Annotated in this window: 16 protein-coding genes; 11 read left to right on the top strand and 5 right to left on the bottom strand. The window is 71.9% G+C overall.

All coding sequences use genetic code 11. The annotated features are described in order from the left end of the window. Positions 1-164: 164 nt before the first annotated feature. From JT362_RS05105 to JT362_RS05120, 4 genes are all read right to left on the bottom strand, one after another. Positions 165-1,928, bottom strand: coding sequence for a serine hydrolase (locus JT362_RS05105; protein WP_260189839.1), 1,764 nt, complete (start codon positions 1,926-1,928; stop codon positions 165-167). A 28-nt stretch (positions 1,929-1,956) separates the two neighbouring features. Continuing rightward, positions 1,957-3,216 (bottom strand): exo-beta-N-acetylmuramidase NamZ family protein, encoded by a 1,260-nt coding sequence (locus JT362_RS05110; RefSeq protein ID WP_260189840.1) that lies wholly within the window; start codon positions 3,214-3,216, stop codon positions 1,957-1,959. Then, a complete protein-coding gene (locus JT362_RS05115; protein ID WP_375546443.1) occupies positions 3,213-5,039 on the bottom strand; it encodes a glycoside hydrolase family 3 protein in 1,827 nt (608 codons plus the stop codon). Before JT362_RS05115 ends, JT362_RS05110 begins: the two co-directional genes overlap by 4 nt. A 549-nt stretch (positions 5,040-5,588) precedes the next feature. Continuing rightward, positions 5,589-6,404, bottom strand: a complete 816-nt coding sequence (locus JT362_RS05120) for an HAD-IB family hydrolase (protein ID WP_260189842.1) — start codon at positions 6,402-6,404, stop codon at positions 5,589-5,591. 425 nt (positions 6,405-6,829) lie between these two features. Between JT362_RS05120 and ssd the strand changes: the two genes are divergently transcribed. The 8 genes from ssd to JT362_RS05160 all read left to right on the top strand — a co-directional run bounded on the left by ssd (position 6,830) and on the right by JT362_RS05160 (position 12,997). After that, positions 6,830-7,912, top strand: a complete 1,083-nt coding sequence (ssd, locus tag JT362_RS05125; RefSeq protein ID WP_260189843.1) for a septum site-determining protein Ssd — start codon at positions 6,830-6,832, stop codon at positions 7,910-7,912. Between the two features lie 417 nt (positions 7,913-8,329). Further along, positions 8,330-9,493, top strand: a complete 1,164-nt coding sequence (locus JT362_RS05130) for a TadA family conjugal transfer-associated ATPase (RefSeq protein WP_260189844.1) — start codon at positions 8,330-8,332, stop codon at positions 9,491-9,493. Beyond that, positions 9,487-10,266 (top strand): type II secretion system F family protein, encoded by a 780-nt coding sequence (locus JT362_RS05135; protein ID WP_260189845.1) that lies wholly within the window; start codon positions 9,487-9,489, stop codon positions 10,264-10,266. Before JT362_RS05130 ends, JT362_RS05135 begins: the two co-directional genes overlap by 7 nt. Before the next feature lie 226 nt (positions 10,267-10,492). Further along, positions 10,493-11,197 (top strand): type II secretion system F family protein, encoded by a 705-nt coding sequence (locus tag JT362_RS05140; RefSeq protein WP_260189846.1) that lies wholly within the window; start codon positions 10,493-10,495, stop codon positions 11,195-11,197. An 8-nt stretch (positions 11,198-11,205) separates the two neighbouring features. Further along, on the top strand, positions 11,206-11,391 hold the full coding sequence (locus tag JT362_RS05145) for a DUF4244 domain-containing protein (RefSeq protein ID WP_260189847.1): 186 nt from the start codon (positions 11,206-11,208) through the stop codon (positions 11,389-11,391). Then, positions 11,391-11,747, top strand: coding sequence for a TadE family protein (locus JT362_RS05150; RefSeq protein WP_260189848.1), 357 nt, complete (start codon positions 11,391-11,393; stop codon positions 11,745-11,747). The genes JT362_RS05145 and JT362_RS05150 overlap by 1 nt, the downstream gene beginning before the upstream one ends. Beyond that, entirely contained in the window at positions 11,744-12,166 is a 423-nt protein-coding gene (locus JT362_RS05155) for an Rv3654c family TadE-like protein (RefSeq protein WP_260189849.1), read from the top strand. Before JT362_RS05150 ends, JT362_RS05155 begins: the two co-directional genes overlap by 4 nt. A 201-nt stretch (positions 12,167-12,367) precedes the next feature. After that, positions 12,368-12,997 carry a bifunctional DNA primase/polymerase gene (locus JT362_RS05160; protein ID WP_260189850.1) on the top strand — a complete coding sequence of 210 codons (630 nt, stop codon included), beginning with the start codon at positions 12,368-12,370 and terminating at the stop codon, positions 12,995-12,997. 785 nt (positions 12,998-13,782) lie between these two features. Here the strand turns inward: JT362_RS05160 and JT362_RS05165 are convergent. Beyond that, complete coding sequence (locus tag JT362_RS05165; RefSeq protein WP_375546444.1) at positions 13,783-16,113, bottom strand: DNA 3'-5' helicase SftH; 2,331 nt, start codon at positions 16,111-16,113, stop codon at positions 13,783-13,785. Between the two features lie 280 nt (positions 16,114-16,393). On the opposite strand from JT362_RS05165, the gene JT362_RS05170 reads away from it, so the two are divergent. The 3 genes from JT362_RS05170 to topA all read left to right on the top strand — a co-directional run bounded on the left by JT362_RS05170 (position 16,394) and on the right by topA (position 22,363). Then, positions 16,394-18,700, top strand: a complete 2,307-nt coding sequence (locus JT362_RS05170) for a sodium-translocating pyrophosphatase (RefSeq protein ID WP_260189852.1) — start codon at positions 16,394-16,396, stop codon at positions 18,698-18,700. Between the two features lie 111 nt (positions 18,701-18,811). Further along, positions 18,812-19,411, top strand: a complete 600-nt coding sequence (locus JT362_RS05175; protein ID WP_260189853.1) for a hypothetical protein — start codon at positions 18,812-18,814, stop codon at positions 19,409-19,411. Between the two features lie 171 nt (positions 19,412-19,582). Further along, the gene (gene topA / locus JT362_RS05180; RefSeq protein WP_260189854.1) at positions 19,583-22,363 is read left to right on the top strand and encodes a type I DNA topoisomerase; all 2,781 of its coding nucleotides are present in this window, start codon (positions 19,583-19,585) and stop codon (positions 22,361-22,363) included. The last annotated feature ends 255 nt before the right edge of the window (positions 22,364-22,618 follow it).

Here is a 22,618-nt window from a genome sequence, read left to right on the forward strand (position 1 = left end):
CGTGGGAAACTTACTAACAGGCATGTGGACAACGAAGGTGGCAGCGGCCGCCCAAGGACAACGCTACTCGTCTACGGCTGAAACTTCAGGGTACGCGGTGGTTGCCTAACCTCGGAATCGACGATCGAACCCGGGTCGTTAGCGTTTCAACCAGTTTTACCGCACTATCGTGACCTGAGGTCCCACCCGTCCGGCTGTAGTTTGTGGGGTTCTTTCTCACCGTTGAGGAGCGTGTGGCCACGGTCCGTAACGAGGAGATTGTCCACATTGATTCCGCGCCCGGTGTACCGGGTGTCGGTGATGAACCGCCAGCGCAGCGTGATCTCCGCTGCGTGCGGCACGTCCGCGCGGACCTGCCACCAGGTGCGGTGACCGGTCCCCGACAACGCCGCCACCTCCCCGGATGGGGCCCCACGACCGGTGACGGTCAGCGGGACGGCCGTCCAGGCGCCCCCTTCGGCACGCGCCTCAAGTGTGAGCCGATCCGTTATCTCAGAGTCCACGAAGGCATCAAACTTCACCCGAACGTGTCCGCGTGGTCGCAGTGAGACAGTACTGAGAGTGGACTGAGACGCGTCCCCGATCCCGGTGTACCAGGACGCCCGCCCCCGCACCGGCCGCACCGCGAGCGCCTTGGCCAGCCCGGTGCTCAGCGTCTCCCGCGCCAGGTTGATCGAACCCCAGCTCCGGCTCGGGTGCACCCGGTTGGTGAGCAGGATCGCGAACGACCGGGACGCCAGGTCGATCACCAGGTCGGTGCCGGTGTACCCCCCGTGCCCAGCGGTGCGCGGCCCGGTCAGCCCGCCCATGTACCAGATCTGGTCGAGCTCGAACCCGTAGCCGTGCTCGTTGCCGGGGAAGGCCTCGTTGTGGTTCTCCAGCATCGCCTCGACCGTCGAGCGCCGCATGATCCGCTCGCCGCGGTACGTGCCGCCGTTCAGGATCGTCTGCGCGAGGATCGCCAGGTCGTCGACGGTCGAGAAGACCCCCGCGTGCCCGGCCACCCCGCCCAGCGACCACGCGTTCTCGTCGTGCACCGACCCACGCACCATCCCGCGCGGGGGAGCGGACTGGAACTCCGTCGCCGCGATCCGGTCCAGCTTCGCCGCCGGCGGGTTGTACCCGGTGTCGACCATGCCCAGCGGACCGGTGATCCGCGCGGCGACCACCTCGTCCAGCGGATCCCCGGTGACCCGCTCGACCAGCACGCCGAGCGTGATCAGGTTCAGGTCCGAGTACTCGTAGTTCGTCCCGGGCGGGTTCTGCGGGGCGACGTCCATCACGGCCTGGATGCGCGACGGGACGTCCGGGTACGCCGACCACAGCGGCAGCCACGACACCAGTCCGGAGGTGTGCGTGAGCAGCTGCGCGACGGTGATCGACTCCTTGCCGTTCACCCCGAACTCCGGCACATAGGTCGCCGCGGGCGCGTCCACGTCCACGTCGCCGGACTCGACCAGCTGCATCACCGCGATCGAGGTGAACAGCTTCGACACCGACGCCAGGTCGAAGATGGTGTCGGTGTGCATCGGCACCTGCTCCGCGGCCGGCAGCTCGGTGCCCTCGCCGTCGGCGTACCGCACCGCGTACCCGGCCGCCGACCGGCTGACCACGGCCCCGTCGTGCGCGAGCAGCGACACCGCGCCGGAGTACAGCGGGTGGTCGGTGCCGGGCGTGGGGTGGGTCCTGGTCCACTCCTCGACCCGCGCGACGGCCGCGTCGATCGGCCCGGAGTCCAGCCCGACCCGACCCGGCGGCGCGTCCCGCAGCGTGGTCCACGGCGGCGCGAACCCCTGCCGGGGCTGGTCGAACCGCCCGTCGCGGTCGCCGTGCGGCGCGGCGCTCACCGGGACCGTCGCGGATGTGACGGTGGCGAGCACGGCGACCAACGCGCCGATGACCCGCCTGGACAGGACACCTCTGGACATGGCCACCTCGTCGTCAGCACCGAAGGAGTCACCGGTAGATCAGATACCGCTCCCGCTTGCGCTCGAACGCCGCCAGCTCACGGCGCCAGGCGCCGATCACGTCGTCGACGTCCGCGCCCGCGTCGATCATCAGCCGCAGCCGGTCGGAGCCGGAGAGCTTGTCGATGAAGTTGTCCGGCCGCCAGCCGAACACGTCCGGGTGAACTTCCCGCGCGGTGACGAGCATCGTGACCGCCGTGCGGATCGCGTCGAACCGGTGCTCGTCGGTGACGTGCACCTGCACGCCGCCGCATACCTCGCCGACCCACTTGCTGAACGTCGGCACGAAGTACGCCTCGCGGATGTCGACGCCGGGCAGCCGCGCCCGGTTGACCGCCTCCGCCCAGTGCCAGTCCAGGCCCGGCGCGCCGATCATCTCGAACGGGCGCGTGGTGCCCCGGCCCTCGGAGAACACCGTGCCCTCGAACAGGCAGGTGCCCGGGTAGACCAGCGCCGTCAGCGGCGTCGGCATGTTCGGGCTCGGCAGCACCCACGCCAGCCCGGTGTCGGAGAACAACTCGCGCCGCCGCCAGCCGCGGACCTCCACGACCTCCAGGCTCTTCAGCCGCCCGCCCGCGTCGTCGGGCAGGAACTCGGCGTCGAAGAACCGGGCCAGCTCGCCGACGGTCATGCCGTGCTGCTGCACGATCGGCTTGCGGCCGACGCCGGACGAGTACGCGGGGTCGAGCATCGGCCCGTGGGCCTCGCCGCCGACCGGGTTGGGCCGGTCCAGCACCACGAAGTCGACGCCGGTGCGCACCGACGCCTGCATGGCGTAGTACATCGACCAGATGTAGGTGTAGAACCGCGCGCCGACGTCGGCGATGTCGAACACGAGCGTGTCGATGCCGGCCTTGGTGAACTGCCCGGCGATCTTGTCCACCGACGCGCCGTAGGTGTCGTAGACCGGGAGCTGGGTGCGCGGGTCGAGGTAGTCGCCCTCGGAGCCGCCGGCCTGCGCGGTGCCCCGGAACCCGTGCTCCGGCCCGAACACGGCCACGGGTGGCACGCCGGCGGCGACCATCGAGTCGACCGTGTGCGTCTGGTCCTGGAGCACCCCGGTCGGGTTGGTGAGGATGCCGACCTTGCGGCCGCGGAGCATCCGCCACCGGTCGTCGGCGAGCCGGTCGGACGCCGGGATCACCCGGCGGCCGTGGCCTCGTTCGGCCACCGCGGGGGTCGCGGCCACCGAGAGAGCCGGCGCGGCGAGCGCGGACGCGGCCAGGAAACGTCGACGGTCCACGGTCACCACGCCAATCCGGTGTCGTACGGGTACAGGATCGTGTTCGGGTCGTCGCCGGCCGGGATGTCGACCGGGAGCTTGCCGGTGGGGGCCCGTTCGCCGAGCAGGACCTTGGTCAGGGCCTCCAGGTGGTTGGCCCGCCAGCCGTAGGTCGCCACCCAGGTGGGCGCGTCGACGAACCCGGCGTCGTAGGGGATCTGCGAGGCGACCGCGACCACCGGCTTCCCGGTGGCCAGCAGGGCCTCGACCAGGGCACGTTGCCGCTCCCGGCCACTGAGGTTGTTGGTCAGCACGACCACCAGGTCGGCGGCGTCGGCGGCGGTGACGGCCTGGTCGACGGTCGCCTGGTCTGGGTTGGAGCCGGTCGGCAGGGGAGTGGCGCCGACCCCGCGCTTCGCGAGGGCGTCGGCGAGCCAGCCGGGGCTGCGCGCGTCGCCGTGGCCGGTGACCAGGACGTTCCCCGGGTTCTCGACCGGGAGCAGGCCGGCGTCGTTGCGCAGGACGGTCGGGGTGCGGTCGGTGACCTCCTGGATCGCGGCGACGTGCTCCGGGGTGCCGACGATCCGGTCGACCTTCTTCTCGTCCGCGAACGGGTGGGTCAGGATGCCGCGCTTGAGCTTGAGCAGCAGGATCCGGAGCAGGCTCTCGTCGATGCGGCGCTCGGACAGCCGGCCGCTCTCCACGGCGTTCTTGACCGCGGTGAGGGCGAGTGGCAGGTCCGGCGGCATGAGGAGCTGATCGACGCCGGCCTCCAGCGCCATCACCGGGATCTCCTCCGGCGGGAAGACGTGCGCGCCGCCCATGCCGAGCGAGTCGGTGACGATCACGCCCCGGTAGCCGAGCTCCTCGCGCAGGATCCCGGTGAGGATCGGCTTGGACAGCGTCGCCGGCACCCCGGACGGGTCGAGGCTGGGCACGGTGATGTGCGCGGTCATGATCGAGTCGACGCCGGCGTCGATGGCGGCCTGGAACGGAGGCAGGTCGATCGCGCGCCACTCGGCCTCGGTGCGGTCGATCTCCGGGAGCACGTGGTGGCTGTCGGTGGCCGCGTCGCCGTGGCCGGGGAAGTGCTTGGCCGAGGAGGACACGGTCTGGTGGAAGCGGCCGCCCTCCTGGTAGCCCTCGACCTCGGCGGCGACCATCCGGCCGGCCAGCTCGGGGCGCGAGGAGAACGAGCGGGCGCCGATGACCGGGTTCAGCGGGTTGGAGTTCACGTCGGCGACCGGGGCGAAGTTCTGGTTGATGCCCATGGCGCGCAGCTCGCGGCCGTTGATCCGGGCGACGGTCTTCGCGTCCTCGGTGCTGCGGCCGGCGCCGACCGCCATGCTCGCCGGGAACTCGGTGGCCGGCGACTCCAGGCGGGTGACGTTGCCGCCCTCCTGGTCGATGCTGATGATCAGCGGCAGGCGGGTGTTGTGCCGGACCGCGGCGCGCTGCAGACCGTTGGAGAAGGCGGCCATCTGCCGCGGGTTCTCGACGTTGTCGGTGCTGCTGTTGTTGAAGTAGATGACGCCGCCGACGCCGAACTTCTCGATGACCTCGGCCGGGGTGTCCACGCCGTACTCGGCCCGGTTGGTCGGGTGCGGGTCGTCGGCGGCCGTGCCCCAGACGGAGACGACGAACAGCTGCGCGATCTTCTGTTCGAGCGACATGCCGAGCATCCGGGTGCGCGCCTCGGCGAGCGCGACCGCCTCGGCGTTCGGGGTGCGCGGGTCGGCCTGGGGCGATCCGGAGACCGCGGCGGCGGGGGAGACGCCGCTAACCATGGCCGTGCTCGCGATGGTCGCGACGGCTGCGGAGAGACCGCGTCTGGCTGATGTGCGGGACATGGGCAACGACTTGGGCAACACGGCCTCCCTGGCCGGCCAACAGGACCACTACGTAACCTCTTAACCGAGAACAAGCAGCATCGGTAAGTTACCCACGCCAATCGGGCGTGGGCAAGCACGCGTTCGGCCCAAGTTAGCTGCTGAGCGGGAGTCCGCAAACGGAACTGGGCGACCCCAGTCCGTAAACCGGGGTCGCCCAATCGCTCCGCACGAGACGACTCGGGGTACCAAGCGTGCAACAGTGTCGTACTTACCTGGCCTCGGCGTCCGGCGTCCCGGTACGCAGTCCGTTGACGACATGCCTCCCGCGGCTGGCTGCGCGTGGGTTCCCGGTGTCTCGTGCACGGAGCCCCATCGGGGTGGCCTGAACTTCTCTTCCGTTCCGACCCTGGCCGATCGGGGGTCCGCATGTCCTTTCTACCCAGTGATGGAGGTCACTTCAAGCCCTCGATCCGGTGCACCGTTAAAGAGACTGAAAGGTGTCGACGGATACGTTCAGTGAGCGTATTCTGTTCCTTCTTTTCCCAGCTCGGAGCCGTGTTCCTGGGCTCATCGGCCACGGCGCCGAAGCCGGTACCAGGCGCCCGCGGTGGCGACCGCGCCGAGCCCGATCGCGGTCACCGCGGCGGCGGTCCCGAGGGGGACCCGGATCCGCGACCGGAGCGACACGGGCTTGCTGAACTCGAGGATCGGCCACCCGCGTTCCAGGGCGAGCGAGCGGAGCCCTCGGTCGGGGTTGACCACGGTCGGGTGACCGACGGCCTCGAGCATCGGCAGGTCGGTGATGGAGTCGGAGTAGGCGTGGCTCGCGGCCAGGTCGTAGCCGCGCTCGGCGGCGAGCTCCCGGATGGCGGTGGCCTTGTTCCGGCCGTAGCAGTAGAACTCGATCTCGCCGGTGTAGCGGCCGTCGGCGGCGACCATGCGGGTGCCCATGCTGTGCGTGGCGCCGACCATGGTCGAGATGGGGGAGACGATCTCGGCGCCGGAGGCGGAGACCACGACCACGTCCCGGCCCTCGGTGGCGTGCTCGGCGATCAGCTCGGTGGCCTCGGCGTAGACCAGCGGGTCGACGATGTCGTGCAGGGTCTCCTCGACGATGGCGCGGACCTGCCGGACGTCCCACCCGGTGCACATCTCGGTGAGGTGCGCGCGCATGCGCTCCACCTGCTCGGCGTCCGCACCGGAGGCGGCGAAGACGAACTGGGCGTAGGCGCTCCGGAGCGCCGCTCGCCGGTTGATCAACCCGTTGCGCAGGAAGGTCCGGCCGAACGCGAGCGCGCTGGACTTGGCGATGACCGTCTTGTCGAGGTCGAAGAACGCGGCCGCCCGAGGCCGCTCAACAGCCGTTTCACCGCTCGCGTTCACCGCAACAGCATAGGTCCCGATGATCCACCGCGTGCCGGAGGACATCGGATGTATGTAGCCGTCACGGCACTTTGAGCAAGTTGCAACCACGACGTGAACGGGAACGGGATACAGTGGTGGCGTCCGGCATTTGCCGGGCGGGTTCAGCCCGACCCCCCGGGGCTGAACCTTTGACGACCCCCGTCCCTCCCCCCTGGCGGGGGTCGTCCCACATCCGGCCAATGCGCGCCAGGGACAACCCTCCGACGGTACTCCCGCCCCCCGACATTCGGGCGTCCCCAACGGCCGTCTCCCCCCGGTTGTCCACACCCCCCGCACCTGTCCACATGTTGATCAAGCGTCGTTGAGTCACGCCCACTCCGGACCGATCGTGTTCGTCGAGGCCAGGAACCCGCCTGGCCCACCGACACGAACGGGGACGTCAGGTGGAGCAGACCCGCCCACTGGCCTACGTCGAGGACGAACACCTGCTGGACGACGTACTGAAAGTGGCCGCCGCCGCCGGCTGTGAGCTGGAGTGCCCGCCGGACGTGGCGGCCGCCCGGTCGCGCTGGCACACCGCCCCCGTCGTGGTGCTGGACACGAGGGCCGCCGAACACTGCGCCCAAGCCGGCCTACCGCGCCGCGTCGCCGTCTACCTGGTGACAGCCGAACCCGGTACCGACCCCCCATGGCGCCAAGCGGTGGCGGTGGGCGCCGAACAGGTCCTGGAACTCCCCACCGCCGAGACCCACCTGGTGACCGCCCTGGCCGACGCCACCGAAGCACCCGCGTCGACCACCGGCAGAGCCATGGCCGTCATCGGCGCCAGAGGTGGCGCCGGAGCATCCGTCTTCGCCGCGGCGCTGGGCCTGACCGCGCTGCGCACGGCCAACAACGCCCTCCTCATCGACTGCGACCCCCTCGGCGGCGGCCTGGACGTGGTCCTGGGCGCCGAGCAGGAGGAAGGCCTCCGCTGGCCCGACCTCCAACTGAGAACAGGCCGCGTACCAGCCACGTCCCTGCACGACGCCCTCCCCACGAGGACGAGGGGAAAAACCCGCCTGACCCTCCTCTCCGGAGCGAGAAAAGGCACGTCCCCCGCCCCCGAGGCGGTGGCCGCGGTGTTGGAAGCAGGCCGCAGAGCAGGCGAGACAGTCATCTGCGACCTACCGAGGTCCCTCGACCCCGGCTCCCGAGCAGCCCTCGCAAAAGCCGACGTGACCCTGATGATCGTCCCGGCAGAACTGCGAGCCTGCCTGTCCGCCCGCCTCCTCGCCGACTCCCTGGCAGACCTGGGCGTGACCCCACACCTGGTCATCCGAGGCCCGTCCCCAGGCCGTCTGACCCCAGCACAAATGACAAAGGCGATCGGCCACCCCCTCCTGACCGTGATGCGCCCCGAACCCAACCTCCCCCAGGCCCTCGAGGACGGCAACTTCACCCCCCGCCCCAAAGGCCCCCTGGCCAGAGCCGCCCGCACCGCCCTAACCCACCTCTCCACCCAACCCCGACGAGCCACCTCATGAGCACTCTCAGCCCCCCCCGGCGCCCCATCGCCGCACCTGCCTGGCGTGGCGCCGGTCCACCCGACCAGGCGCACCCGTAAGCGGCCACGACCCACCGTTCGCGTCCGGCCGCCCGAGCCACGCCGGTCGCTCCCGCACACCACGCGATCCCGTTTCCACCCACTTCGCCAACGACAAGCGAGCCCAGCCATGAACACCCCACGCCCGTACCCCTGTCCGCACCCTGAGGGCCTGGCCGCCGTGATCGACCTGGCCGAACGCCGCAGAACCGCCCGCCTCACCGGCACCCGCCACCGCCGAACCCCGGCCTGCCGCGTCCGCGCCTACCTCTGCTGCACCAGCCGATGGTGTTGCCCCCACCAACCCTGCGGCGGCGCGGCCGCCTGAACCCGAACCACCCGAGAAAGGCCACCACCCATGACCGACACCACCCTCGTCGACCGCGTCCGCAGCCGACTCGCCAGCACGGCCACCGACATCACCCCCGCCGTCGTCGCCCAGGCCGTCCGCGAGGAAGCCGGCGGCGTGGTCGGTGACGCCGACGTGCTCAGCGCGCTCCACCTCATGCGCCAGGAGTTCGTCGGCGCCGGCCCGCTCGACCCGCTGCTCCGCGCCGACCTCGTCACCGACGTCCTGGTCACCGCCCCCGACCAGGTCTGGCTCGACGGCGACGGCGGCCTCCGCCGTACCGACGTCACCTTCCCCGACGAGGACGCCGTCCGCCGCCTCGCCCAACGCCTCGCCCTCGCCTGCGGCCGCCGCCTCGACGACGCCCAACCGTTCGTCGACGCCTGGCTGCCGGTCAGCGCCCACGGCCGGGTCCGGCTGCACGCCGTGCTCCCGCCCGTCGCCGCCGACGGCACGTGCCTGTCGCTGCGGGTGCTCCGCCGCGCCGGCCACACCCTCGACGACCTACGCCACCTCGGCACCTTCGACGAGCGAACCCAACGCGTCCTCGAGGCCGTCGTCGCCGCCCGCCTGGCGTTCGTCGTCACCGGCGGCACCGGCGCAGGCAAGACATCCCTGCTGTCGGCCCTGCTCACCAGCGTCGACCCGAGCGAACGCATCGTCTCCATCGAGGACGCGGGCGAACTCGCCCCCGACCACCCCCAGTTCGTCCGCCTCATCGCCCGACCCCCGAACGTCGAGGGTGCGGGCGAAGTCACCCTCGCCGACCTGGTCCGCCAGGGCCTACGGATGCGCCCCGACCGCCTGATCGTCGGCGAGGTCCGCGGCAGCGAGGTCTGCGACCTCCTGACCGCCCTGAACACCGGCCACGACGGCGGTGCGGGCACGGTCCACGCCAACTCCCCGGCCGAACTACCCGCCCGCATGGAGGCCCTCGCGGCGCTCGGCGGCCTGTCCCGCCCCGCCCTGCACAGCCAGCTGGCCGCCGCGTTCCAGGTAGTCCTCCACCTACGCCGCCACCCCGACGGCACCCGCCGCCTCGCCGAGATCGGCGTCCTCGACCGCCTGGACAACGCCGTCTGGGTCGTCCCCACCTGGCACGCCGACGACCCACACCCGAGCGCCGAACTCGCCGACCTGCTCGAGTCGAGGGGAGTGACCCCGCCATGGTGACCGCGGCCGTCCTGTGCCTGGCGTTCCTCACGTGGCCACCCGCCCACGCCGCCAGGCGCCTGCACACCCTCACCCCCACCCGCGGCCACCGCTGGCACCCACCCCGCCCCAGCGCCGTGACCCTCACCTGCGCAGCCGCGGCCGCCGGCTGGCTCGTGGCCGGACTCCCCGGCGCCGCGGCGGCGGCCGTCGCCCTGGTGACCCTGCAACGCCGCTGGCACGCGCGCCAGACCCGCACCCGTTCGCTCACCGCCACCGCGGCCCTCGCCGAAGCCGTCCACTCCCTGGTAGCGGCCCTCCGCACCGGCGCCCACCCCGCCGACGCCGCCGAGTCCGCCGCCACCGACGCACCCCCGTCCGCGGCCGGTCCCATGCGCGCCGTAGCCGCGGTGGCCCGCCTAAACGGCGACATCACCCAGGCCCTGTCCACGGCGCCACCGGTCCAGCACCGCATAGCCCGCGCCTGGTCCCTGGCCCAACGCCACGGCCTCCCCCTGGCCGACGTCCTCGAAGCCGTCGCCCGAGACCTGGACCAACGAGTCAGATTCACCCGCCAGGTCCTGGCCCGCATGGCCGGCCCGAGAACCAGCGCCACCGTCCTGGCCGCCCTCCCAGCCCTCGGCATAGCCCTGGGCGAAGCCATGGGCGCCCACCCCCTCCACGTCCTGACCACCACCCCCCTCGGCGGCGCCCTCCTGGTCGTCGGCGTCGCCTTCCTCGCCGCGGGCATCACCTGGACAGCCCGCCTCACCACGCAGGCGGTGCCCCAATGACTTCACCTCGCCGCCGCCTGCGCCATCTGAACCGCCCGGCTCACCACGCAGGCGGTGCCGCAATGACTTCACTTCGTCGCTGGTATCACGTGAACCGCTCGGCCCTGATCACCGAGGCGGTGCGCCAACTGTCCCCACTCCGCCGTCACCCAACCTCTGCAGGTGGCACCTCGTCCGCCCACCCAGGCGGTACCCGACGCGAGCCGAGCCCACCGGCGGTGCCGCGATGAACCCGACCAGTACCGCGCTCCTGCTCCTGGCCGCCGCCCTACCGCTGTCCGCGCGGCCACGCGCGACAAGCGGTCGCCTGGCCGCGCTCAGCGGCACCCGACGATCGCGGTCACCCAGCCCAGCCGTCCTTCACGCCGCGCTCGCCGTGACGCTGGGTCTCCTGACCGCCCTCTCGGCCGGCCTCCCACTCGGCCCGATCGCCGGCGCGGCCGTCGCCGCGTTCACCTGGTCGCTGACCCGCCGACGCACCCGCGCCCCCGCACCCGACCCCCTCGCACTGGCAGCCGCCTGGGACCTGCTCGCCGCGTGCCTGCGCGCCGGCCTCCCCGTCGCGACCGCCGTCACCTCCGTCGCCGACGACTTACCCGGGGACGCGCGCCGAGCCCTGCGAGCCACCGCCGACCTGCTCGCGCTGGGGGCCGACCCGGCCGACGCCTGGCTGCCCGCACTGCACTGCCCGCACACGGCCGCCCTGGCCCGCGGCGCGCGTCACACCACCCGCTCCGGCACCGCACTCGCCGACATCGTCGGCGCCCTGGCCACCTCCGTCCGCGCCGACGCAGGCGACGAGGCGGAGACCAGGGCCCAACGGGCGGGCGTGCTCATCGCCGCGCCGCTCGGGCTGTGCTTCCTGCCCGCGTTCATCTGTCTCGGAATCGTCCCCGTGGTGGCCGGCCTGGCCGCCCAACTGTCCATTTAGGAGCAATCATGTTCGTCCCACCCCGTCCCACCCGCGAGTTCCTTCTCGGCGACGACGGCATGACCACCGTCGAGTACGTCATCGGCGCGCTGGCCGCCGCCGCCCTCGCGGGGATCCTGATCGCGGTCGCCGGCAGCGAAACCGTGATGAACAAGCTCGCCGACATCATCGACCGGGCGCTGTCGGTGCACTGATGGCCGACGTCAGGCGCGGCCGCGACAACGACAGCGGCATGGTCACCGTCGAGGCGGCGATCGCGCTCACCGCGTTCATCGCCGTCCTCGGCATCGCCCTCGGCGCGATCTCGGCCGCGATCGACCAACTGAGATGCACCGACGCCGCCCGCGAGGCGGCCCGCCTGACCGCCCGCGGCGAATCCGACAAGGCCACCTCCGCCGCCCGCCACATCGCCCCCGACGGCGCCACCATCCACGTCACCACCGACGGAGAGGAGATCCACGTGTCGGTCACCGCCACCCCGTTCCCCGGCATCGACCTGCATGCCGACGCCTACGCCATCGCCGAACCGGCACCGGCGCCGAGCCCGTGACCGCCACCGAGACCGAGACCGAGACCGAGCCGGACCACCCGGGGGACCGCGGAGTGGCGACACTCTGGGCCGCCGGCGCCATCGCCGCCGTCATGGTGGTGACGGTCGTCGTCGTGTGGATCGGGGCCGCGGCGAACGCCCGGCACCGCGCCGCGGCGGCCGCCGACCTCGCCGCGCTCGCCGCCGCCGGGAGCGCGATCCACGGTGAACGGTCGGCGTGCGACAAGGCCAGCTGGGTGGCCGACCGGATGCGGGTGACGCTCGCCTCCTGCCGGCTCGACGGCTGGAACGCCCTGGTGGAGATCACCGCCGCCCCGCCGGGCGTGCTCGCCGGCTTCGGTCCGGCGGAAGCGCGGGCCAGGGCCGGACCAGGGAAACCGGTGGTCGAGCCAAGGCGAACGGTCGTCCCGGAACGGTAAGCGGTGTTACTCGACCTCCCGACACCGCGACGACCGGCCGATCGGGCTTCAGCCCGTCACCTTTTCGTTATGCGTTCACCGTGCCACAACGACCAGTTGTCGACAGCACGTTTCCTCCGCGACGGCTCTGCCGTCAAATGAGACGTGGAGCACCTCGCGATGATGCGGGCGCTCGAAGTACCAAGGAGGCAAGTTCCCGACATGTTGGACATGGAATGGTCGGATAGCTGGCGCGGAGCCTTCCGCGTCGAGCTGCGGGCGCAGGCCATCGGCCTCGCGTGGCGTGGCTGGCCGGTACTGCCAGGCACCTATCCGGCGGGCTCGCACTGGGCGGGCCGCGAACTCCCCGAGCACACCGGTCCCCACCCCGTCCACGACGACTGGCAGGCGCGCGTCGGCACCGAGCCGGAGCAGGTCGCCTCCTGGTGGAGCGGCCGCCCCTACAGCGTCCTGCTCGCCACCGGCGTCACCTTCGACGCCATCGAGGTCCCCGGCGACCTCGGCCGCGGCGCCGCCCGCGAGCTCCGTACCGTCGGGCTCCCGGTGCCGATCATCGCCACCCCCGACGACCGCTGGACCTTCCTGGTGACCACCGGCCGGCCGCTGGCGCGCACCCTCGCCGACCACCCCGACGTCGTCCTGCACGCCGACGGCGACTACGTCCCGCTGCCGCCGACCCCGGTGCGGCACGGCGTCGTGCACTGGCGGGTCAACCCCGAGGTGTGCGGCTGGCAGATCCCCGCCTCCAGCACGGTTCAGGACGCGCTCCTCGACGCGCTGGCCCGCGAGACCGTCGCCCGCCCGGTCGCCGACCTCGTCACCGCCGACTGACCCGGACGGACACGACCTGGGATGAGTGGGATGCGCTCAGCAGTACCCGAGACACACGCTTCGCCGGAAGCTCCCTTCCGGCGAACCCGCGGTGGGCGTTCCGCAGAAATGCCGCCACACCGCGAACGACCCGTTCCGACGTTCGCCGCCGCTCCCGCAACCAGGCGGCCGAACCGGGAACGGGCAGCATGCCGGGCACTCGCTGGAGGAGACGGCCTCCCGCGGCGTGACCAGCACCGGGCCATCGGCGAGAACCTGGCCCCAGGGACGCCCGACGCACGCGGAGGTCTCAGCCTCCCCGCAAGCCCCGCGCGCGCCGGACGCCCCGCCGATGCCCGACCGCTGACCACGCACCGACCCGAGCGGTAGCAGACCGCTCCTCGCGTGCCTGGCGTAGCGCAGCGCGCCGGGGCCACCGGAACCCGCTCCGGCCCCCGGCGCGCTGCCGCATCTCCCACGAATGCCCCGAACGACCCGTACGGGACGCCCAACGTCCCAAATGGTCGTTCAGGGCATTGCCGCACCGGGCGGCAACAGGCCGCGGAGGTTCGGCCGACCGCGTACCGGGCGCGGTGCCGGGCAGCGGAGCGTTCGGTCGATCGCGTGTCGCGTTGGAGTCTGGCGACCAAGCGTTCGGTCGGCCGCGTGTCGCGGTGGAGTCTGGCGACCAAGCGTTCGGTCGGCCGCGTGTCGCGTTGGAGTCTGGCGACCAAGCGTTCGGTCGATCGCGTGTCCCGGCGATGTCTGGTGGCTGGGCGTTCGGCCGACCGCGTGTCGCGGTGGGGTCAGGCGGCTGGGCGTTCTGCGGTGACCGCGTCGAGGACGGCGGTGAGGATCGCGACCGCGCCAGCCTTGTCCAGGGGCTCGTTGCCGTTGCCGCACTTGGGGGACTGGACGCACGAGGGGCACCCGGCCGGGCACTCGCACGCCGCGATCGCGTCCCGGGTCGCCGTCAGCCACGGGACGAGTGCGGCGTGCGCGCGGTCCGCGAACCCCGCCCCGCCCGGATGTCCGTCGTGCACGAACACCGTTGCCTCGCCCGTGTCGGGGTGCATCGCCGTGGACACGCCGCCGATGTCCCACCGGTCGCAGGTCGCGAACAACGGCAGGAGCCCGATCGCCGCGTGTTCGGCCGCGTGCAACGCTCCTGGTACGTCCGCCTTCGGCACACCGGCCGCCGACAACACCGACGGCGGCACCGTGTACCAGACCGCCCGCGTGCGCAGCGTCTGCGACGGCAGGTCCAGCGGCACCTGGTCCAGCACCTCACCCGTCGGCAGCCGGCGCAGGTAACCCACCACGTGCGAGGTCACCGCCACCTCGCCGAGGCACACCGACACCGCGTCGAACGAACGGGACGTCTCCGTCGACAGCACCGCGATGTCCACCACCTCGCGCGGCTGCGTCGTCCACTCCGGATCCTCCCGGTGCACCAACGCCAACCCCGACGACAGGTCCAGCTCGTCCACCACGTACGACGTCCCCTGGTGCAGGTACACCGCCCCCTCGTGCACCGACGTGAACGCCGACCCGAAGTCCACCGTCCCCAGCATCCGGCCCGAGTCGCCCTCCACCACGGCGACCTGCTCGCCACCCGAACCCCGGATGTCCACCGACGCGTGCGGGCGCTCGCGGGACGTCCAGAACCACCCCGTCGGCCGCCGCCGCAACGCACCGTCGGCCACCAGGTCGGACAGCACCCGGCGCACCGCGGCCACCGGCCCGAACGACGGCAGGCACGCCTCGGTCACCGGCAGCTCCGCCGCCGCGCACGCCAGCTGCGGCGCCAGCACGTACGGGTTCGCCGGGTCGATCACCGTCGCCTCGATCGGCTTGTCCAGCACCGCCGACGGGTTGTGCACCAGGTACGTGTCCAGCGGGTCGTCCCGCGCCACGAACACCACCAGCGCGCTGTCCCCGGCCCGCCCCGCGCGCCCGGCCTGCTGCCAGAACGACGCCAGCGTCCCCGGATACCCGGCCACCACTACCGCGTCCAGCCCGGCGATGTCCACCCCGAGCTCCAGCGCGTTCGTACTGGCCACGCCCAACAGCGAACCGGATGCCAGGGCCTGCTCCAACGCCCGCCGCTCCTCCGGCAGGAACCCCGCCCGGTACGCCGCCACCCGCTCCGGCAGCGATGCGTCCACATGGGACAACGCCTGCCGTGCCGACAACGCGGTCAGCTCCGCGCCCCGCCGTGACCGGACGAACGCCAGCGTCCGCGCGCCCTCGACCACCAGATCCGTCAGGATCCGCGCCGTCTCCGCGCCGGCCGACCGCCGCACCGGCGCGCCGTTCTCCCCGGCCAGCTCCGGCAACAGCGGCGGCTCCCACAACGCAACCGTCCGCGCCCCCCGAGGCGACGCGTCCTCGGTCACCGCCTCGCACGGCACCCCGGTCAGCAGCGACGCCGACTCCGCCGGGTCCGACACCGTCGCCGACGCCAGCACGAACACCGGATCCGACCCGTACCGCCGCGCCACCCGCCGCAACCGGCGCAGCAGCAGCGCGACGTGCGAACCGAACACCCCCCGGTACCCGTGGCACTCGTCGACCACCACGTACGCGAGCCGCCGGAAGAACTGCGCCCACTTCGCGTGCGCCGGCAGGATCCCGCGGTGCAGCATGTCCGGGTTGCTGAACACCCACCGCGAGTGCGCCCGCACCCAGTCCCGCTCCGGCATCGGGGTGTCCCCGTCGTAGGCCGCCGGCCGCACGTCCGCGGCGCAGAACGCGGACAGCGCGCGCAGCTGGTCGGCGCCGAGCGCCTTGGTCGGCGACAGGTACAGCGCGGTCGCCTTCGGCCGCTCCGCCAGTGTCGTCAGCACCGGCAGCTGGTAGGCCAGCGACTTCCCGGACGCCGTGCCGGTGGAGATCACCACGTGCCGCCCGGCCCACGCGTGCTCGGCGGCCGCCACCTGGTGCGCCCACGGCGCGTCGATCCCGCACGACGCGAACCTCGAACGCAGCTCCTCGGGTACCCAGGACGGCCACGGCACCGGCGTCGCCGCGCGTTCTGGCAGCTCACGGGCGTGCCGCAGCGGGTTCTCGCCGGACGGCACCCCGGCCAGCACGCGCTCGAGCAGCCGGGCGCCACGCTGCTCACTCACGCGCACGAGCTTCGCACACCGCCCCGACAGCCCGGCGACACCGGGCCGACCACGAAAAGCAGCAATTCTTGATCGATACTCTTAATCGATCACGGGAAACCCGCGAAAAGTCGAGGAAAGCGCAGTTGGCGGGCCACGTCGACGGTCCCGTCCGGCGAACCAATAGACTCCGCCGTCGTCCCATCAACAACTGGTGGCGCACCCCTTGCAACCAGGGGCTTTGTCGCGGTCGGTCCAGGCCGCCCCGCACACGCGCCCACCTCAGGCATTAGTACCTGGAGGACCGATGTCCTGGCAGTACCTAGCGGAAGGCCCGTCGCTGACCGGCGGTGATCGCGGCATAGTCGTCGTGGTGGCCGTGATCGCTCTCGCTGCCCTGGCCGTTGGCTACGTGCTGCTCAAAGAGGTCCTGGCCGCGGGTCAGGGCACCTCGAAGATGCAGGACATCGCCAAGGCCGTGCAGGAGGGCGCGGGCGCGTACCTCAAGCGTCAGCGCAACACCCTGTTGATCTTCGGCGCGATCGTGTTCGTCGTCCTGTTCTTCCTGCCCGCCGAGGGCTGGGGCGAGCGGATCGGGCGCTCGATCTTCTTCGTGTTCGGCGCGGTGTTCTCGTTCGGCATCGGGTGGCTCGGCATGTGGCTGGCCACCCAGGCCAACCTGCGCGTCGCCGCGGCCTCCCGCGAGCAGGGCGGCCGCGAGATCGCGATGCGCGTCGCGTTCCGCACCGGCGGCGTGGTCGGCATGGCCACCGTCGGCCTCGGCCTGTTCGGCGCCGCGATCGTCGTGCTCGTCTACGCGGGCGGCGCGCCCAAGGTGCTCGAGGGCTTCGGCTTCGGCGCCGCGCTGATCGCCATGTTCATGCGCGTCGGCGGCGGCATCTTCACCAAGGCCGCCGACGTCGGCGCGGACCTGGTCGGCAAGGTCGAGCAGAACATCCCCGAGGACGACCCGCGCAACGCCGCCACCATCGCCGACAACGTCGGCGACAACGTGGGTGACTGCGCCGGCATGGCCGCGGACCTGTTCGAGTCCTACGCGGTGACCCTGGTCGCCGCGCTGATCCTCGGTTCCACCGCGTTCGGCGCGCAGGGCCTGATCTTCCCGCTGATCGTGCCGGCACTCGGCGTGATCACCGCCGTCATCGGCGTCTACATCACCCGCGCCAAGACCGGCGAGAGCGGCCTGGCGGCGATCAACCGCTCCTTCTACATCTCCGCGCTGATCTCCGCGGTGCTCTGCACGGCCGCGGCGTTCATCTTCCTGCCCGGCTCGTTCGCCGACCTGTCCGGCGCGGCCGAGCCCGACATCTCCGGCAGCCCGGCGATCATCGCGGCCGTCGCGGTGCTCATCGGCATCGTGCTGGCCGTCGTCATCCTCCTGCTCACCGGGTACTTCACCGGCACCGAGTACAAGCCGGTCAAGGACGTCGGCAAGTCCTCGCTGACCGGCGCGGCGACCGTGATCCTCTCCGGCATCTCGGTCGGCTTCGAGTCCGCGGTCTACACCGCACTGGTCATCGGCGCCTCGGTCTACGGCGCGTTCCTGCTGTCCGGTTCGCTGTTCGTGGCGCTGTTCGCGGTCGCCCTGGCCGGCTGCGGTCTGCTCACCACGGTCGGCGTCATCGTCGCCATGGACACCTTCGGCCCGGTCTCGGACAACGCGCAGGGCATCGCCGAGATGTCCGGTGACGTCGAGGGCGAGGGCGCGGCGATCCTGACCGACCTCGACGCCGTCGGCAACACCACGAAGGCCATCACCAAGGGCATCGCGATCGCGACCGCCGTGCTCGCGGCGACCGCGCTGTTCGGCTCCTACCTCAACGCGATCACCGATGCGCTGAGCGAGGCGGCGTCGACGCTGAACCTGATGGACTTCATCGTGTTCAGCCCGAAGGTGCTGGTGGGCATCGCGATCGGCGCCTCGGTCGTGTTCATGTTCTCCGGGCTCGCGGTCAACGCGGTGTCCCGCGCCGCGGGCGCGGTGGTGTTCGAGGTGCGCCGGCAGTTCCACGACAACCCCGGCATCATGGACGGCACGGTCCGCCCGCAGTACGGCCGCGTCGTGGACATCTGCACCCGGGACTCGCTGCGCGAGCTCGCCACCCCGGGCCTGATGGCGGTGCTCGCGCCGATCGCGGTCGGCTTCGGTCTCGGTGTCGGCCCGCTGGCCGGCTACCTGGCCGGCGCCATCGCCACCGGCACGCTGATGGCGGTCTTCCTGGCCAACTCCGGCGGCGCGTGGGACAACGCGAAGAAGCTGGTCGAGGACGGCAACCACGGCGGCAAGGGCTCCGACGCGCACGAGGCCACGATCATCGGCGACACCGTGGGTGACCCGTTCAAGGACACCGCCGGCCCGGCGATCAACCCGCTGATCAAGGTGATGAACCTGGTCTCGCTGCTGATCGCGCCCGCGATCGTGACGCTGACCGTCGGCGACAGCGCCAGCACCGGCGCCCGGGTGGCGATCGCCGTCGTCGCGGCGCTGCTGGTCGCTGCGGCGATCTTCCTGTCCAAGCGGCGGGGCACCGCGATCGCGGACAACCCGGCCGACCAGGGCACGAACACCCCGGTCACCAACGGCGCTTCCTGACCTCGCGTCGAAGGGCGGCCCCGGCACGTCACCGTGCTGGGGCCGCTTTGTCGTTACCCGGTCACGCACAGCACTTCCGCGAGATCGAACGAGTGTTCTATCCTTGGCCGGGTGGCGCAGTTGTCGTTCTACTCCGCCGAGGCGAACCCGCCGGCCAGGGCGGACCTCGCCGGGCTGCTGTGCGGGCCGGGGCAGCTGGTGAGCTTCGGCGGGGTCACCGCGCGGCTCTCGGTCACCGTCGCCGACGCCTGGCGCGGCCGCGCGCTGGTCCGCGCGCTCGGCGAGCGCGGGGTGGAGGCGACGCTCTACACGTGCGACGGCGGGCTGCTGGTGCGCACCGCGTTCCGCGCCGACCTGATCCGGCTGGCGGCCACGTGGAGCAACGGGGACGCGCAGAAGGTTCCTCCGGACGGACTCGCTCTCGGCGGCGCGGCCCTGCGGCTCTGGGCGCTGGCCGCGGGCGGCTGGACCGACGGCGGCTACCTGCTCGGCCTCGACCCGCTCGTGCCGGACACGCACGACCGGATCGCCGAGGCGCTGGCCGGCGCCGGTCTGCCGTCGATCCTCTACGCTGGTCGCGAAACCGGTCCCGGCCTGCGCATATCGGGCCGGCGGCGGCTCGCGCGGCTCGCCGAGCTGGTCGGTCCGCCGCCGCTGTCCGCGGCCGAGTCGAACTGGCCGGCGGTATCCCGCGTGCGCCAGCCGGCCTGAGGATGTGCTACTCAGGTAAAGGGGAACGGGCGCTCACCGAGCGCCCACCGAACGCCTACGCGAAGTGTGCTGCGAGGCACCTGGGGGTAGGTAACACGAACGGCAACGTGCACACTGTCGAGCTGAGAGTGAGCTCGACGTGAGTAGAGCGGGACGAGAGAGCGGGATCGAGTGGCAGGGTCTACCAAGACGAAGAGAAGCGGCGCGACCAACGGGGCCGAGCCGCGCCGGCTCGTGATCGTCGAGTCGCCGACGAAGGCGCGCAAGCTCGCGTCCTACCTCGGCCGGAACTTCGTCGTCGAGTCCTCCCGTGGACACATCCGGGACCTGCCGCGCAAGGCCGCCGAGGTGCCGGCGAAGTACAAGGGCGAGTCCTGGTCCAACCTCGGCGTGAACGTCGACAACGGCTTCGAGCCCATCTACATCGTCACCCCGGACAAGAAGTCCACGGTCACCGAGCTGAAGGAAGCCCTCAAGACCGTCGACGAGCTCTACCTCGCGACGGACGGCGACCGCGAGGGCGAGGCCATCGCCTGGCACCTGCTCGAGGCGCTCAAGCCGAAGATCCCGGTGCGCCGGATGGTGTTCCACGAGATCACCGAGTCCGCCATCCGGGCCGCCGCCGACAACACCCGCGCCCTCGACCAGGACCTCGTCGACGCCCAGGAGACCAGGCGCATCCTCGACCGGCTGTACGGCTACGAGGTCAGCCCGGTGCTGTGGAAGAAGATCACCCGGGGGCTGTCGGCCGGCCGGGTGCAGTCGGTCGCCACCCGGATCGTGGTCGACCGCGAGCGGGAGCGGATGAAGTTCGTCTCCGCCTCCTACTGGGACATCTCGGCGAAGCTGGACGCGGGGGCGGACGCCGAGCCGCGCGAGTTCGGTGCCCGGCTGCTGACCGTCGACGGCACCCGCCTGGCCACCGGCCGCGACTTCGGCCCGGATGGCCAGCTCAAGGCCCCCGGCCAGGTGCTGCGGCTGGACGAGACCGAGGCCCGCCGGCTCGCGGAGTCGCTCACCGGTGCCTCGCTGGCCGTCTCCAGCGTCGAGGAGAAGCCGTACACGCGGCGGCCGTACGCGCCGTTCATGACCTCGACCCTCCAGCAGGAGGCGGGCCGCAAGCTGCGGTTCTCCGCCGACCGGGCGATGCGGATCGCGCAGCGGCTGTACGAGAACGGCTACATCACCTACATGCGTACCGACTCCACGACGCTGTCCGAGACGGCGATCGCGGCGGCCAGGTCGCAGGCCCGCGAGCTGTACGGCGACGCCTACGTGTCCCCGCAGCCGCGCCAGTACAACCGCAAGGTCAAGAACGCCCAGGAGGCGCACGAGGCGATCCGCCCGGCCGGCGAGGTGTTCCGCACCCCCGGCCAGGTCGCCGGTGAGCTGGAGTCCGACGAGTTCCGCCTCTACGAGCTGATCTGGCAGCGCACGGTCGCCTCGCAGATGGCCGACGCGCGCGGCACCACGATGTCCGTGCGGATCACCGGCACGGCCGCGTCGGGGGAGGAGTGCACGTTCGCCGCGTCCGGCCGGACGATCACCTTCCCCGGTTTCCTGCGGGCCTACGTGGAGACGGTGGACAACGAGGAGGGCGGCGAGGCCGACGACGCCGAGCGCCGGCTGCCGAACCTCACCAAGGACCAGGCCGTCACGGCCAGCGAGCTGAACCCCGACGGCCACTCGACCAGCCCGCCGCCGCGCTACACCGAGCCCAGCCTGGTCAAGACCCTGGAGGAGCTGGGCATCGGCCGCCCGTCGACGTACGCGTCGATCATCAACACCATCCAGGACCGCGGCTACGTGTGGAAGAAGGGTTCCGCGCTGGTGCCGTCCTGGGTCGCGTTCTCCGTGGTCGGGCTGCTGGAGCGGCACTTCGGCCGGCTGGTCGACTACGACTTCACCGCCGCGATGGAGGACGAGCTGGACCGGATCGCGGCCGGCGAGCAGCAGCGCACCCAGTGGTTGACCGGGTTCTACTTCGGCGGCGACGTCGGTGCCGAGGGCTCGGTCGGCCGGTCCGGCGGGCTGAAGAAGCTCGTCGGCTCCGGCGTGGACACCATCGACGCGCGGGAGATCAACTCGATCCCGCTGTTCACCGGCGAGGACGGGCGCACGGTCGTGGTCCGGGTCGGCCGGTACGGCCCGTACCTGGAGCGCGACGGGGAGAACGGCGAGCCGCAGCGGGCGAACCTGCCGGAGGACCTGCCGCCGGACGAGCTGAGCGTAGAGATCGCGGAGAAGCTGTTCGCCACCCCGGTCGAGGGCCGGTCGCTGGGCACCGACCCGGTCACCGGGCACGAGGTCGTGGCCAAGGAGGGCCGGTTCGGCCCGTACGTCACCGAGGTCCTGCCCGAGGACGAGAGCGTCCCGAAGACGAAGCGGCCGAAGCCGCGTACCGGCTCGCTGTTCAAGTCGATGGACATCGGCAGCATGACGCTGGACGACGCGCTCAAGCTGCTGTCGCTGCCCCGGGTGGTCGGCAACGACCCGAACAGCGGCGAGGAGATCACCGCGCAGAACGGCCGGTACGGCCCGTACCTCAAGCGCGGCACCGACTCCCGGTCGCTGGCCAAGGAGGAGGACATCTTCACCGTCACCCTCGACGAGGCGCTCAAGCTGTACGCGGAGCCCAAGCGCCGGGGCCGGCAGGCGGCCGCCGCGGCGCCGCCGCTCAAGGAGCTGGGCAACGACCCGGCCTCTGGCAAGCCGATGGTGGTCAAGGACGGCCGGTTCGGCCCGTACGTCACCGACGGCGAGTACAACGCGTCGCTGCGCAAGAGCGACGACGTCGAGACGCTGACCGACGAGCGCGCGGCCGAGCTGCTGGCCGAGAAGCGCGCGAAGGGCCCGGCACCGAAGCGCCGGACGGCGGCGAAGAAGACTCCCGCCAAGAAGGCGCCGGCGAAGAAGGCTCCGGCGAAGAAGGCTCCGGCCAAGAAGGCGTGAAGTGCCATGAAGATCACCTTCATGGCGTTCCCGGGGGCGCTAGCCTCGCCGCGTGACCGGGGACCGGGGCGAGTTCGAGCGGCGGGCCGTGGAGGCGTGGTTCCGCCGTCGCGGGTTCCCGCCGGTGGTCCGGCAGGACCGGCGCGGCTCGGCGCTCGACCCGCTGTTGGCCGACGTTCGCGTCAGCCTCGCGGTTCGGCAGGTTTATCTCGCCCGGAGGACAGGGCACCCTTACCCTGGTATGCGGACGGTCAC

Origin of the sequence: Actinophytocola gossypii (genome assembly GCF_025165815.1) — a bacterium.
Taxonomy (GTDB): Bacteria; Actinomycetota; Actinomycetes; order Mycobacteriales; family Pseudonocardiaceae; genus Actinophytocola; species Actinophytocola gossypii.